This window comes from Shewanella zhangzhouensis (assembly GCF_019457615.1).
Lineage (GTDB): Bacteria > Pseudomonadota > Gammaproteobacteria > Enterobacterales > Shewanellaceae > Shewanella > Shewanella zhangzhouensis.
Map to the genome: position 1 here is coordinate 393,321 of NZ_CP080414.1, position 14,926 is coordinate 408,246.

A 14,926-nucleotide genomic window follows, 5' to 3' on the forward strand; every position below is an offset into this window, starting at 1 on the left:
ATGGGAATGTCAGACAGAGTCATCATTTTTGATACTACCCTGAGAGACGGTGAGCAGGCGTTGGCTGCGAGTCTTTCGGTAAAAGAAAAATTGCAGGTGGCTCTGGCCCTTGAGCGTTTGGGTGTGGATGTGATGGAAGTGGGCTTTCCCGTTTCGTCTCCCGGTGATTTTGAATCAGTGCAAACCATTGCCCGCCATATTAAAAACAGCCGGGTGTGTGCCCTGTCGCGGGCGCTGGAAAAAGACATAGATGCTGCTGCCCAGGCATTGTCTGTGGCCGAGCAGTTCCGAATTCATACCTTTATCTCCACCTCTAATATCCATGTAGAGAGCAAGCTCAAGCGCTCATTTGATCAAGTCCTGGAGATGGCTGTTGGCTCGGTGAAATACGCCCGCCGCTTTACCGATGACGTGGAATTCTCCTGTGAAGATGCTGGCCGCACACCGATTGATAATCTGTGCCGCATGGTTGAAGCCGCCATTAACGCCGGTGCCCGCACCATCAATATTCCCGACACCGTTGGCTACACAGTCCCCAGCGAGTTTGGTGGCATTATCCAGACCCTGTTCAATCGAGTGCCCAATATCGACCAGGCCGTGATCTCGGTGCACTGCCACGACGACCTGGGCCTGTCGGTGGCCAACTCCATCGCCGCAGTGCAGGCCGGTGCACGTCAGATTGAATGTACCGTGAACGGTATCGGCGAGCGTGCCGGGAATTGCTCGCTGGAAGAAATCGCCATGATTCTGGCCACCCGCAAAGACATGCTGGGTCTGCATACCAACATCAATGCCCGCGAAATTCACCGCACCTCATCGCTGGTGAGTCAACTGTGCAACATGCCCATTCAGCCCAACAAGGCGATTGTTGGCTCCAATGCCTTTACCCACTCCTCGGGTATCCACCAGGACGGCATGTTAAAGGCGCAAAACACCTATGAAATCATGACGCCAGAGAGCATAGGTCTGAACCGCAACAACCTGAATATGACCTCACGCTCCGGTCGCCACGTGATTAAACACCGCATGGAAGAAATGGGTTATGGCGCTGGCGATTACGACATGGACACCCTGTACGCCGCTTTCCTGAAGCTTGCCGACAAAAAAGGGCAGGTGTTCGATTATGATTTGGAAGCACTGGCCTTTATGGAGGCGCAGGCCGAGGATGACGATCACTATGTGATGGAGCAATTGGTGGTGCAGTCAGACTCTACCGAAGGTAAGGCTACCGCTACAGTGCGCATGTCCGTTGGGGATGAGGTGATCACCGAGGCCGCTACCGGTAATGGCCCGGTGGATGCCGCCTATAACGCCATCGCCCGCGCGACCCATCGCACCATTAATATCAGCAGCTACAAGCTCGGAGCCAAGGGCGAGGGGCAAAATGCCCTGGGTCAGGTAGACATTACCGCCCGCTATGATGACCGTAACTTCCATGGTGTGGGTTTGGCCACCGACGTGGTTGAGGCCTCGGCACAGGCGCTGGTGCATGTCATGAATCTGACCTGGCGCGCCGACAAGGTGGCCTATTGTAAACAGCAGATGCAGCAAACCCGTGAGCTCGGCGGCGTGTAATGCCGTGTTTTTATGGCTTCATCCAACTATTAGCGAATTTAATTTAAAAAGTGTGTCAGGGAGTAGAGCAAAGCATGAGTTATCAGATAGCCGTATTGGCCGGTGACGGCATTGGCCCCGAAGTGATGGCAGAAGCGCGTAAGGTGCTGGCCGCAGTTGAGGCACGCTTCGACCTTAATATCGAATACAGCGAATACGATGTGGGCGGCATTGCCATCGACAATCATGGCTGTCCGCTGCCGGATGCCACCCTCAAGGGCTGTGAAGCGGCCGATGCCATCCTGTTCGGCTCTGTGGGCGGCCCCAAGTGGGAACATCTGCCACCCAATGAGCAGCCAGAGCGTGGCGCGCTGTTGCCTCTGCGTGGTCACTTCGAGCTTTTCTGTAACCTGCGCCCGGCCAGGCTGCACACCGGTCTTGAACATATGTCGCCCCTGCGCGCCGATATCTCAGCCCAAGGCTTTGACGTGCTCTGTGTGCGTGAGCTCACCGGCGGCATCTACTTTGGTAAGCCAAAAGGCCGTCAGGGCGAGGGCGAAGACGAAGAAGCCTTCGACACCATGCGTTACAGCCGCCGCGAAATCCGCCGCATCGCCAAAATTGCCTTCGAGGCCGCCCGTGGTCGTCGCGGCAAGGTGACCTCAGTGGATAAGGCAAACGTGCTGGCCTGCTCAGTGCTGTGGCGCGAGGTGGTGGAAGAGGTAGCCAAAGACTTCCCCGATGTGACGCTGGAGCACATCTATATCGATAACGCCACCATGCAGCTGCTGCGTCGTCCGTTCGATTTCGACGTGATGCTGTGCTCGAATTTGTTTGGTGACATCCTGTCGGATGAAATCGCCATGCTCACCGGCTCCATGGGCCTGCTGTCTTCTGCCTCCATGAATGGCTCAGGCTTTGGCCTGTATGAGCCCGCCGGTGGCAGTGCGCCGGATATCGCCGGCAAAGGCATCGCCAACCCGATTGCGCAAATACTCTCTGCCGCGCTGATGCTGCGTCACAGCCTCAAGCAGGAAGAAGCCGCCGCCTGTATCGAACGCGCCGTGGGTGCCGCTTTGGAAGCGGGCTTCTTAACCGGCGAGCTGCTGTCTGCGGACCAGCGTCACAACGCCAAATCAACCAAAGAAATGGGCGACTTTATCGCCAAGGCAATCCGGGAAGGTGTGTGATGGGAAAGACTCTGTATGAAAAAGTGTGGGACGCCCACCTGGTGGCCGAGCCTGCCGGTGAAGCGCCCATTATCTATGTCGACCGCCATCTGGTGCACGAGGTCACTTCGCCTCAGGCCTTCAGTGGCCTGAAGATGGCCGGCCGCAAGCTGCGGGCGGTGGAAAAAACCTTCGCCACCATGGATCACAACACCTCTACCAAGAGCGCCAGCCTGACAGCGTTAAGCCCCATGGCCCGCACTCAGGTTGAGACCCTGGCCGACAATTGCCGCGACTTCAATGTGCGCCTGTACGATATTCACCACCCCAATCAGGGTATTGTGCATGTGATGGGGCCTGAGCTTGGTATTACCCTGCCGGGCACTGTGATTGTGTGCGGCGATTCCCACACCGCCACCCACGGCGCCTTCGGTGCGCTGGCCTTCGGTATTGGCACCTCGGAAGTGGAGCACGTACTGGCCACCCAGAGCCTGCGTCAGAACAAGGCCAAGACCATGAAAATCGAGGTGCGCGGCAAGGTGGCTGAAGGCATCACCGCCAAGGACATAGTGCTGGCCATTATCGGCAAAATCGGCATGGATGGCGGCACCGGCTATGTGGTGGAATTTTGCGGTGAGGCCATTCGTGACCTCTCCATGGAAGGGCGCATGACGGTGTGCAATATGGCCATCGAAATGGGTGCCAAGGCCGGTATGGTGGCCCCGGATGAAACCACCTTTGCCTACCTCGAAGGCCGTGAGTTTGCCCCCAAGGGCGATGCCTGGCAGCAGGCCCTGGCCGACTGGCGTGAGCTGCACACAGATGCCGATGCCGTGTTCGATGCCGAAGTGGTATTGGATGCCGCCTCCATTGCGCCGCAGCTGACCTGGGGTACAAATCCGGGCCAGGTCGTCGCCATCGATGGCGTGGTGCCAAACCCTGCCGATGAAACCAATCCCGTGGTGCGTACCGGCATGGAAAAGGCGCTGGCCTACGTAGACCTGACGCCGGGCACCCCTATGACCGATATCGCCATCAACAAGGTGTTTATCGGCTCCTGCACCAACTCCCGTATTGAAGACTTGCGTGCTGCCGCTGCTCAGGCCAGGGGCCGTAAGGTCGCCAGTGGCGTAACCGCCATCGTGGTGCCGGGTTCAGGCCAGGTAAAACTGCAGGCCGAGGCCGAGGGGCTGGACAAAATCTTCCTCGAGGCGGGCTTTGAGTGGCGTCTGCCGGGCTGCTCCATGTGTCTTGCCATGAACGACGACAGGCTGGAAGCGGGCGATCGCTGCGCTTCCACCAGTAACCGCAACTTTGAAGGACGCCAGGGGCGCGGCAGCCGCACTCACTTGGTGAGCCCTGCCATGGCCGCTGCGGCCGCGGTTGCCGGTCACTTTGTCGATATTCGTGTTCACAGACCCCTGGAGGATTAATCATGCAGGCTTTTACTACCCACACGGGGCTGGCGGTGGCCATCGATTCGGCCAACATCGACACGGATCAGATCATCCCCAAGCAGTTCCTGTCCAAGGTGACCAAGGACGGCTTTGGTATTCATCTGTTCCACGACTGGCGTTATCTGGATGACGCCGGCGATACCCAAAACCCCGAGTTCAACCTCAACAAGCCAAGGTACAAGGGCGCCACTATTTTGCTGGCACAGGAAAACTTTGGCTGCGGTTCCAGCCGCGAGCACGCCCCCTGGGCACTGGCAGACTTTGGCCTGCGCGCCATCATTGCGCCCACCTTTGCCGACATCTTTTATGGCAACGCCATCAACAACGGCCTGTTGCCGGTTCGCTTGCCGCAAGCGGCTGTGCGTCAACTGATGGACGAGGTGGAAGCCAATGAAGGCGCCGAGGTGACTGTGGATCTGGAAAACCTCAAGGTGGTATCGCCATCGGGTGCCGAGTTCGGCTTTACCCTGGCCGAGTCTGCCCGCCAGAATCTGCTCAAGGGCCTGGATGCCATAGGTCTGACCCTGGCCCACGAAGCTGCCATCAGCGACTACGAGTCACGTATTCCAGCCTGGCGTCGCTGAACCGCCAGCTGACAGATTTCGGCGTACAGCTGTAGCAGTCGTTTGGATATACGGCCATTTGCAACCATAGAGGGTTACAAATGGCCGTTTTTTATTGCGGTGAATCATGTTCAAGTTGTTGATTTAGAATGGTTTAGCTCTCTGCTTGATCTGGTCTTGGTTTGCGGAACTAAAATGGACAGTGATTTATGCTGTAAACGGGTGTTGTTTTTAGCTTACGACTGTTTCTTTCTATTTTTAATAGAAAATCAAATAAAAACAGTGCATTAATTTTTATTTTTCGTTGATGTTTATTCTGTATTGCGAACGCTATTGTGTTTTTGTGTGCGGTTTTTCTGTTTAAAGCTGTGATCCAGGTCATTTTCTCACTCCACTTCTTTGCTTGTTGTAGTTGAATTCGCTGTTTTGCGGCTTTTGGTTGCAAAGATCTTCTGTATGAATACACTGCCATGCACTTGTTTCGAGTGAATGCTCTATTTGCCGAACGAAAAATCAATAACATCAGCAGAGAATGATAATGAAAAAGAGTGTACTGACTTTTGCCGTATCAGCGGCTCTTATGGGGATTACGACTCAGGTTAACGCTGCCGGTTTCCAGCTGGCCGAATATTCTGCCACCGGTCTTGGCCGTGCCTTTGCCGGTGAAGCGGCGATGGCGGACAACGCCGCAGCTCAGGCCCGTAACCCTGCCATGCTGGCGTACCTGAGCGGTCGTCAGGTGTCTGGCGGTGGCATCTACGTGGCTACCGAAGTAGACGTGACAGGTGATGTGCATATTGCTTCTCCTGTACTGGGTCCTCAGGGCGTGACGCTGAATGCCGACGCCTATGACGTTGCCGACAGCGCCCTTATCCCTAACTTCTATTACTCAAGCCAAATCAACGACAACTGGACCTGGGGTCTGGCGGTGAACTCCAACTACGGTCTGGCCACCGAGCTGCCTGCCACTCACGCGGCCTCCTTGTTTGGCCATCACACCGAAATCACCACGGTTGAGTTCAACCCCAACATCGCTTATCGCCTGAACGATGCCGTAACCCTGGGCGCCGGTGTTCGCATTGTGTATGGTGACGGGAGCATTGGTGCCGCCACACCTTACTGGGTGGGTGCCATCAAGGCCAATCCTAACCTGCCACCACAAATTGCCGCGCGTCTGCCTGAGCCTGGTACTGTGCTCAAGACCATGGAAGGCGACGATGTGAGCTATGGCTGGCAAGTGGGTGGTAGCTGGCAGCCTTCTGAAAACCACAGATTCGGCCTGGCCTATCACAGCGGTGTAGAGCTGGAGCTGTCCGGCACAGCTGATGGTCTTATCTACACAGGTGGCCAGAACCTGGATATCGACGGTTATCTGCCATTGGAGCTGCCAGCCTTTGCCGAGCTCTCTTCCTTCCATCAGCTGAGTGACGATGTGGCGCTGCACGCCAGCGTTAACTGGACCCAGTGGAGCGTGTTCGACCGTCTGGTGGCATACTTCCCCGGCGAAACCAAGCCAGTGGGTGGCATCGAGTCAGATCTGGTGAAAGAAGAGAACTTCAAGGACAACTGGCGCGTTGCCGTAGGTTCTACCTGGAACGTGAACAAAGACTGGACCGTCCGCAGCGGCTTTGCAGTTGACCGCACTGCCGTGGATGATGAGTTCCGTACCACCACCATCCCTGACTCCGACCGTTTGTGGTTCAGCCTGGGTGCCGGTTACCGCGCCAGCGAAAACCTGACTGTGGATATGGCCATCACTTATATTCGTGCCCACGGTTTCGCGCCTATTGATGAACATCAGGACCTGGCCGGTCTGGCTCAGGTCAGCTTTAACGGTGAAGCCGGTGGCAGCGTGTGGCTGGCCGGTTTGCAGTTAAGCTATAAGATGTAATAGCGTGTTTGAAAAAAGCCCCGCCCGTGCGGGGCTTTTGCTTGCGCCAATATCTTGTATAGTGTTGCTTTTGTGACAGTGTGTTTACGCTGCATACAGGCCAATTCCGCAAAACAAGAGGTGTTCGATGAAACCCGCTTTCCTGCTCGCTGCTCTGCTTTCCATTCCTGCCGCTGCACAGGCTTCTCCCGAAGCCGTGGTGCGTGAGTTTCTGGCAGGGTTCAATCAACAGAATGTGGCTCAGATGCTGGCCCAAACAAACCAAGCCGTGTATTGGAACCATATCAAAGGCCAAAAGGTGGACACCAAGGCCGAGAGCCAGACTGAGTTTGGTGCGGCACTGCAGGACTATTTTGAATCTCTGCCCGGTGCGCATGCTGAAATACTGTCGCTGACCGTGTCCGGCAGCTACGTCAGTATTCTCGAGCAGGTCAGTTGGAACCTCGATGGTGAAATCAACAGTCAGTGCTCTATTGGTGTGTATGAGCTGGTGGGCGAGAAGATTTCGTCTATCTGGTATTACCCTGCCCATGGCTGTGAGCCCAGAGATGCTGTGATGGAAGACGCACCTGAAGTACTGACACAAGAATAAAAGGACTGCCCAGTGGACAAGCAATATGTGGTTGCGCTGGATCAGGGCACAACCAGCTCCCGCGCCATTGTTTTTGACAGGGATGCCAACCTGGTGGCAGTGTCGCAGCGCGAATTCACCCAAATTTACCCCAAGGGCGGCTGGGTTGAGCACGATCCCATGGAGCTCTGGGCCTCCCAGAGCTCGACTCTGATTGAAGTCCTGGCCCGGGCCGGTATTCACAGCGACGAAGTGGCTGCTATCGGTATCACCAATCAGCGTGAAACCACCATCATCTGGGATAAGCACACGGGTAAACCTGTGTGCAATGCCATTGTATGGCAGTGCCGCCGCAGCGCCGCCATTTGTGAAGCGCTTAAAGCGCAGGGTTTGGAGCCGCTGTTTCGCGATAAAACCGGCCTCCTGCTCGACCCTTATTTTTCCGGCACCAAAATCAAATGGATCCTCGACAATGTGCCCGGTGTGCGTGAGCGTGCCGACGCGGGTGAGCTGCTGTTTGGTACCGTGGATACCTGGCTGGTGTGGAAACTCACCGAAGGCAAGGTCCATGTGACCGACCCCACCAATGCCTCGCGTACCCTGATGTACAACATCCACAGGGGCGAATGGGACCCAGAGTTGCTTAAGGCACTGGATATTCCAGCCAGTTTATTGCCCGAAGTGAAGTCGTCTCAGGCGGTGTACGGCACTACCCGTATCGCCGGTGAGGGCACCGAAATTCCGGTGGCGGGCATGGCTGGCGATCAGCAGGCGGCGCTCTTTGGCCAGCTGTGTGTCGAGCCCGGTATGGCCAAGAACACCTACGGCACCGGCTGCTTTTTGCTGATGAATACCGGTAAGCAGGCGGTGAAATCAGAGCATGGCCTGCTGACCACCATTGCAGTGGGCGATGATGGTGGTATCAGCTATGCGCTGGAAGGGGCCGTGTTTATGGGCGGCGCCACAATTCAATGGCTTAGGGACGAGCTGGGGCTTATCCGCGATGCCAGCGATACCGAATACTTTGCCTCCAAGGTAGACGACACCAATGGCGTGTACCTGGTGCCTGCCTTTGTCGGCCTGGGCGCCCCTTATTGGGACCCGGATGCCCGTGGCACTCTGGTGGGACTGACCAGGGGCGCCAACCGCAATCACATCATCCGGGCGGCGCTGGAGTCCATCGCCTACCAAAGCCGTGATTTACTGGATGCCATGAGTAAAGACAGCGGCGTGGCGCTTAAGCAACTTAAGGTAGATGGCGGGGCGGTAGCCAACGATTTTCTGATGCAGTTTCAGGCGGATATCTCGGGAGTTGAGGTACTGCGCCCAGCGCTCACCGAAACCACCGCTATGGGAGCGGCATTCCTCGGTGGTCTCGCCGTTGGTTTCTGGTCCTGTGTGGATGAAATCCGCCATAAAAGCGGCATCGACAGGCGCTTTGTGCCTTTGATGGATAATAAAGAAAGAGCGGCTCTATACCTTGGATGGCAAGATGCCGTGCGCCGCAGCCTGAGCTAAATGGGTTTAAACAGAGGCTTGAACCAGGGGGCAATTACTGCGCCCTGATGGTATTTATGCGTTCACTCAAGTCGGGATGAGTGCTTAGCCAACTGGGTATGTTAGACATCCCCGGCTGAGCCTCCAGTTTTTGATACAGATCAGCCAACGGCTTCGTACTGCCGTATATTGACTGCATCTGCTTGATGGCAAAGGCGTCAGCTTCACGCTCATCGTGACGAGAATACCCCAGGGTTAGCCCCAGTACTGCAGAACTTGCCATGATATCTGCCAGTCCACTGCTGTCACCCATAATCATGGCGACGGTGACAGATAGCAGTGTACTCTGGATCAGGGAAGTCATCAGGTGGTTATAATGATGATGGCCAAGCTCATGCAGTATCACACTCTCCAGCTCACCTTTATCAATCGCTAAATTGATCATGGCGTCGGTTAACACCACGCTGCCATCAGCAAGGGCGAACGCATTTATCATGCCCGGATGGGGAACATCATTGGATGAAGGATTGAGAATGAGCCCGTCTGGCAGTTTGCTTCCCATCATATAAAGCTTTGGGGCGGGATGAAACTGGTACCCTTGCGAGTCCAGCTGGCTTAATAGCGAATGGAAGGTTTTTTGGACTTGGGCCTGAGTCTTGGCATCTAGATGCGACTCTCCTAAACCCAGGCTTTCCATGCTGTCGCGGCTGTATTCTCCCAAATATTCCTGCACCGAAACAGGCATCATGGCCGCAAGTGTTTTAGCAGCCAGCGGCAAACCAAATCGATAAGTACCCCACATAAGAAAGAGCAGTATGGCACTGCATAAAATGGCCAGCGAAAGATGACGTTCAATACTTGCTACCAGGGAAGGGCGATTGTGCCTTTTTATCCAGTCGTTAAGTTTAGCGGTGTCACTGGATACAAATACCCATCCTCCATTGAAGCAAAGGTTGCGGGCCAGATTGCCAACTGCGTCTGTTATTCCAATAACCTCAAGATGGCTCTTACACTGATAAACGTCAGAGCTGAGTGTCACGAACCCTTGATCATCCAAACGCACGGCTGCGGGATGCTTTTTAGCTTGTTTGGGGGCGAGTAAATGCCCTTCGATAAGTATTACCATATTAAATGGCACCGATATTCAAGTCGAATATATCAACCATTTCATCTGCAATGGCATTATCGGTTCCGGCATTGTGATCCTGTATATGCGCGAAACCCATATCTCCCGATGCATGGGTATATTCTGCCAAATATGTTGCCGTTCGAATGTCAACCCAAGGGCGGCCTAGACCTAGGGTGAATATGGTAATGAGCGCGTTGGTAAGCATTAGGCCAATGAAGCCAGATACTGGGATATTTGAGCTGAGACGCAGATTGTCATCAATAGCAATCTGGTTAAACAGATAGTTGCGAGTCTTCGCTTTGATAAAGCCGTAGACTATGGTGCCAAAAATAAAGATTGAAAAATATAGGAAAACGAAAAATACGATAAAAAGAACCGACTTCGCCAGTTGTGCCTCTGAATTGTCACGAATAAGTCTGAAACTCGGTTGAAAATCCGATGCACCCAAGGTTAGAGCTAAAAATGTTGCGACAAAAGCCGCCACTATCAATGCCGCCCAAGCAACGATTTCCATGTATTCGCCGGTGTCGACTTTGGCTTTAAATTGGGTCTCTCCGTAGCGGTATCCATTGACAATGTAGCGTGCAACTCCGGCCGTTACCCAGCTGTAGGTTAATATTATAACTGCTACGAGGCCTATCAAAGCAGCGCATATCGCCAAGATACTTTTACTTTCGATAGCCGCCATTGAAAGCATCAGGCCTATCAATAGCAGCACATAAGCGATTACAGGCTTTCCAAGAAAAGCGATATAGGCGCCGCCATAACTGCCTTGAAAGTCGAATCGAACGTTTCGAAAGCGTGTCATGCGTGCATCAAATCGAATATTACGGGTAGCCAAGAAAGGGAAAACCAACATCAGTAGCACACCAAGCCCCGCATTAACCAGTGGAAATAAAGTACTGGTGCTAATCCAGATGGCAAAGACGATTGCTGCAATAATACGACCTAGCAGTATTTGCAGAGGCTTAGCCAGATATTCGAATCTGTCGCCATCCAGTTCCGTGTTGCCGTAAAAATACTGATTGGTCCGTACTTTGGCCCAGGCAGAATAAATCCCTAAGGTAATACACGACAATAGGATATTAACTATCCATATCCCGAAGTATTCGGTGCTATCACCATGGAATTTGAAAGAATGTTTTTGAGGAATATGGGAGTTTGCCTGATCCACTGAATTTTCCTTCCATTGGAAAACTCCCATTTAAGCAGCTGTACAATATTAAGGCAATCTTAAACCTCAATATCGATATGACTACCAGTGCGGCGGGCCCGCCGCTCTACTGCGGGCTTGTTGACACTTTCCCTGGGCTTGGGTTGGCCGTTGTTGTCGTCTGCCTGACCCTGTTTGTGAGCAATGTCCGGCGGTAACTGAGACTGAGGGGCCTCATGGCTATCCTTATCGATAGCCGTATCATTATCCAGCTGTTTTACCCGGCGACTCCGCTCCAGCGTTGCCTTTACCGGTCTTGCCAACATGGCATAGATGCTGTCCAATCCACTCATTCCCGCCTCCTGTGCTTCCTGCACTGGTTATCGGCATGTTCTGCCTAATATTTAGACATTTTCATTGCTGCTGGGTTCGGATATCTGGCACTGCTTATGCCAATAGCGCTCCTGGGCTTTGTTAGCAAGCCTCACACGGCCTGTATAAGCGCCATGTTGGCAAGCGAGGCGCTGTCCCTGTTCCACTTTCTCCCCAAGACGTTTGATGTCGGCCTCGGTGGCCGCGGGTGGAGTGTCAATAAAGACCAGGGTACAGAGACCGCAGCTGCCTCCGCCGCCGCATTGAGTCGGCAATAAGGGGTTATTGGCATTGATGGTTTCAAGGAGTGAAGGGCCGGCACAGAACTGACCCAGTTCGTTACCCTTAAGATCAAACACGCTGAGGTGTTGGCTATTGGCGTCAGCTTTGCGCAACAGGTAAAACCCGCCCTGCCAGCGCTGCCACACGACCAAGGCGCCCGTGAATACCATCAACAATGTCAGTAACGCAAAAATGCGGATCCCGAGATGGTTAAAAGCAATGCCATTACCCGGTGCATAGTCCATAAAGTGCAGCATCAGCAGCAGCTCTTTAAGATCAGAACCTATGTCTTTATGGGCCAGGAGTTTGCCACTGTCGGCATCGACCAGCACGCGGGTGTTCCTGTCGTTGTAGGCCTTAAACAAGGCGACTTTGACCGATGCGGGAAATCCTGTTTCATCGCCGGGCAGATACTGAGGCTGCTCCTCCAGGGGTAAATTGATGCTGGCGGCAGCTATCTGGCGAAGCAGGGGCTCATCCAGCACCATAGGTGTCAGAGTATCCGCCCATAGACTCAGGCTCTTTTCCCCCAACATTAAACGATAAACTGGCCTGGATAAGATGCTGTCGAGGCGGATTTCGGTGACTTGCGCAGGCAGGGAGACCTCATTTGCATGGAAGTGGCGCGGTGCATTCATCGGCATGCCCGTGTCTCTTACGCGATTCCTATTTGAGTCCAGATACTCTTCATCAATCAGGCTCAGCGCCAGGCCGGAACCGAGCCACAACAGCATTTGCAGACCACACAAGGTTGCAAGATAAAGATGCCATTTTAGCCAGTTCATGCCGTGCCCTCCGGCTTTTTGCTTTTAGAGGTGGGCTTTAAGCTGCGCCATGCCAGCATTGAACCTGTAAGGGCCAATAACAAGGCCAGCAGTGACGCGATGCGAAGCAGATTATTGTGGATATTGTCCCGCTCGGCGTAATCCATGATGTGCAGCATCCACAGGAAATCAAACAAGCGCCAGCCGTCGTACCGCTTACCCACAAGCTCCCCGGTATTGGCCGAAAAATAAAGACTGGGTGACAGAGGTGCATCAAAATCAACACGATACAGAGGTAAGAGCCGCGGGCTCATTTCTGCGGGGGCCTGCTCCTCATAGAGGCTCACTTTGGCAATGGGATCATTGCTTGTATATACAAGCGTGGCGAGCGTCCGGATTGAGGCTTCATCCGGTGGTGTCAGCGGCTCACCAGTCTTGGCGTTAATGGCCTTGGCCATGCCACCCTCTTTAAAGAAATACACCGGACCTTGCGGGGTTTGCTTCAGACGTATGTGCATGGCACCTGGGTAGTCGGCTTTTACACTGGCAAAGGTCAGTCGTACCTGGGCATGATCGATAGGGAGCAAAGGTTCGGCCACCAGATGATCACCGTGAATATTGTCTATGTCGGTCAGCACCATATAGGCGCCGCTGATGCACCAGAGCAGGACTTGTATCCCTATCAGTGGTGCCAACAGCCGGTGCCAGCGTCGAACTTGTGTGATGGATGCCATTAAAGGGGGTTAATCAGTCGAAGGTGTCACGCATCTTCACAGATTTGTGGGAGCCAGTTCAAGGTTGAAAATCCACCTTTTGTTTCTAAAAAGGGACAGCACCTCACCATCCCGGGAAGATTATTAAAAATTCACTGGCATTTAATGTGTGTTTTTTCCACTGTTTAGCAATTTTTTGCCACTTTTCTCCACGCGAACAACAATGTTTAAACTTCGCGCGAGGCCGCTTGCCGTCTGGATTTATCGCTGTTTTGTGCCCTTGACATAGGTTGCGCACTGTCCCTACACTTAGCAATTGTGGGAAATTGTGGATCTTTGTGGATCGAGCAACCTCAACAGGGGAAACAGACAACGGTGTTTAAAGGGGCCAGTGCAATCAATCTTGATGCCAAAGGACGGATCGCGATTCCAACGCGATACCGCGAACCCCTGTTGTCTGGCCATGAGGGCAAGTTGGTCATCACGGTGGACATTCAGGCGAGTTGCCTGCTCATCTACCCGGCCGACGAATGGAGCCTGATTGAAGCCAAGTTACTGAAACTGTCCGATACCCAGCCCACAGAACGTGCGCTTAAGCGGATGTTACTCGGCTATGCCCACGAGATAGAAATGGACGGCAATGGCCGCTTGCTGTTACCGCCCCCTTTGCGTCAGTACGCTCAGCTGGACAAGAAAGCAATGCTGGTGGGGCAACTGAACAAGTTTGAGTTATGGGACGAAGCCCAGTGGCAGGCCCAGATCCAAAGCGCACAGGATGTTATCCGCAGCGAGGATCTGGCAGCCAATGAGCGTCTTGCAGATTTTTCGCTCTGATGAGTGAACCCAAGGATATAAGAAGAACGCGATGAGCCAGGATTTTGCCCATTTATCCGTACTGCTTGCTGAGACCGTTGACGGGCTCAATATTCGGGCTGACGGCATTTATATCGACGGTACCTTTGGCCGTGGCGGGCATTCCCGTGAGGTATTGTCGCGTCTGGGAACTGATGGACGCCTGATTGCCATCGACAGGGATCCTCAGGCCATTAAGGCGGCAGAGCGGTTTGCTAACGACAGCCGCTTCCAGATTGTACACGGCGGCTTCGGTCAACTGGCTACGTACGTCGAAGAACTTGGCCTGGTTGGCAAGATTGATGGGGTCCTGCTGGACTTGGGCGTTTCCTCTCCGCAGCTTGACGATGCAGAACGGGGTTTCAGCTTTTTGCGCGACGGTCCATTGGATATGCGCATGGATAACTCCCAGGGCGAAACGGCGGCCCAATGGTTGGCCCGGGCTGAAATCGAAGACATGGCGTGGGTGTTTAAAACCTATGGCGAAGAGCGTAATGCCCGCCACATCGCTCGCTGTATCGCGGCCGATAGAGAAAAAACGCCTTTTACCCGCACCAAACAACTGGCAGACCTGATAGCCAGAGTCGCCAAAAGTAAAGAGCGTAACAAACACCCGGCTACCCGCGTTTTCCAGGCGATCCGCATTTACATCAACAGTGAACTTGAACAGATCGATCAGGCATTGGAGGGGGCGCTCAAAGTGCTCGCTCCCCACGGCCGTCTGTCCATTATCAGTTTTCATTCACTGGAAGACCGTATCGTGAAGCGTTTTATCCGCCGCCACAGCCAGGGTGAAGAGTTGCCCCATGGTTTGCCTGTCACCGAGGCGCAGTTGAATAAGTCGCGCACTCTGCTGCCCGTGGGGAAAGCCATGAAGCCGTCGGATGAAGAAATTGAACAAAACGCCAGAGCGCGCAGCTCGGTACTGAGAGTGGCAGAGCGCCTGCCATTCTGAGGAG

14 protein-coding genes are annotated in these 14,926 nt (G+C 54.0%); 9 read left to right on the forward strand and 5 right to left on the reverse strand.

Annotated elements, in window-relative coordinates:
* The first annotated feature begins 6 nt into the window (after positions 1-6).
* The 7 genes from leuA to glpK all read left to right on the forward strand — a co-directional run bounded on the left by leuA (position 7) and on the right by glpK (position 8,723).
* Positions 7-1,575, forward strand: coding sequence for a 2-isopropylmalate synthase (gene leuA, locus K0H63_RS01760; protein WP_220066455.1), 1,569 nt, complete (start codon positions 7-9; stop codon positions 1,573-1,575).
* Between the two features lie 74 nt (positions 1,576-1,649).
* Positions 1,650-2,744 carry a 3-isopropylmalate dehydrogenase gene (gene leuB, locus K0H63_RS01765; protein ID WP_220066456.1) on the forward strand — a complete coding sequence of 365 codons (1,095 nt, stop codon included), beginning with the start codon at positions 1,650-1,652 and terminating at the stop codon, positions 2,742-2,744.
* Positions 2,744-4,156: a 3-isopropylmalate dehydratase large subunit gene (gene leuC, locus K0H63_RS01770; RefSeq protein ID WP_220066457.1), complete on the forward strand. Its 1,413-nt coding sequence runs from the start codon at positions 2,744-2,746 to the stop codon at positions 4,154-4,156. Before leuB ends, leuC begins: the two co-directional genes overlap by 1 nt.
* A gap of 2 nt (positions 4,157-4,158) precedes the next feature.
* Positions 4,159-4,764, forward strand: a complete 606-nt coding sequence (gene leuD, locus K0H63_RS01775) for a 3-isopropylmalate dehydratase small subunit (protein WP_220066458.1) — start codon at positions 4,159-4,161, stop codon at positions 4,762-4,764.
* Positions 4,765-5,281: 517 nt separating this feature from the next.
* Positions 5,282-6,634, forward strand: a complete 1,353-nt coding sequence (locus tag K0H63_RS01780; protein ID WP_220066459.1) for an outer membrane protein transport protein — start codon at positions 5,282-5,284, stop codon at positions 6,632-6,634.
* A gap of 127 nt (positions 6,635-6,761) precedes the next feature.
* The gene (locus tag K0H63_RS01785; RefSeq protein ID WP_220066460.1) at positions 6,762-7,226 is read left to right on the forward strand and encodes a nuclear transport factor 2-like protein; all 465 of its coding nucleotides are present in this window, start codon (positions 6,762-6,764) and stop codon (positions 7,224-7,226) included.
* A gap of 12 nt (positions 7,227-7,238) precedes the next feature.
* The gene (gene glpK / locus K0H63_RS01790; protein WP_220066461.1) at positions 7,239-8,723 is read left to right on the forward strand and encodes a glycerol kinase GlpK; all 1,485 of its coding nucleotides are present in this window, start codon (positions 7,239-7,241) and stop codon (positions 8,721-8,723) included.
* Positions 8,724-8,757: 34 nt separating this feature from the next.
* Here glpK and K0H63_RS01795 read toward each other — a convergent pair whose 3' ends face one another.
* From K0H63_RS01795 to K0H63_RS01815, 5 genes are read right to left on the reverse strand one after another with little or no spacing between them, the layout of a single operon-like run.
* Positions 8,758-9,828, reverse strand: coding sequence for a M48 family metallopeptidase (locus K0H63_RS01795; RefSeq protein WP_220066462.1), 1,071 nt, complete (start codon positions 9,826-9,828; stop codon positions 8,758-8,760).
* Position 9,829: 1 nt separating this feature from the next.
* Entirely contained in the window at positions 9,830-11,005 is a 1,176-nt protein-coding gene (locus tag K0H63_RS01800) for a YjgN family protein (RefSeq protein WP_220066463.1), read from the reverse strand.
* Between the two features lie 59 nt (positions 11,006-11,064).
* Entirely contained in the window at positions 11,065-11,337 is a 273-nt protein-coding gene (locus K0H63_RS01805) for a hypothetical protein (RefSeq protein ID WP_220066464.1), read from the reverse strand.
* Between the two features lie 51 nt (positions 11,338-11,388).
* Positions 11,389-12,423: a PepSY domain-containing protein gene (locus tag K0H63_RS01810; protein WP_220066465.1), complete on the reverse strand. Its 1,035-nt coding sequence runs from the start codon at positions 12,421-12,423 to the stop codon at positions 11,389-11,391.
* A complete protein-coding gene (locus K0H63_RS01815) occupies positions 12,420-13,097 on the reverse strand; it encodes a PepSY domain-containing protein (protein ID WP_220066466.1) in 678 nt (225 codons plus the stop codon). The genes K0H63_RS01810 and K0H63_RS01815 overlap by 4 nt, the downstream gene beginning before the upstream one ends.
* A gap of 393 nt (positions 13,098-13,490) precedes the next feature.
* Between K0H63_RS01815 and mraZ the strand changes: the two genes are divergently transcribed.
* On the forward strand, positions 13,491-13,949 hold the full coding sequence (gene mraZ, locus K0H63_RS01820; protein WP_220066467.1) for a division/cell wall cluster transcriptional repressor MraZ: 459 nt from the start codon (positions 13,491-13,493) through the stop codon (positions 13,947-13,949).
* A gap of 31 nt (positions 13,950-13,980) precedes the next feature.
* Entirely contained in the window at positions 13,981-14,922 is a 942-nt protein-coding gene (gene rsmH / locus K0H63_RS01825; RefSeq protein ID WP_220066468.1) for a 16S rRNA (cytosine(1402)-N(4))-methyltransferase RsmH, read from the forward strand.
* Positions 14,923-14,926 lie beyond the last annotated feature (4 nt).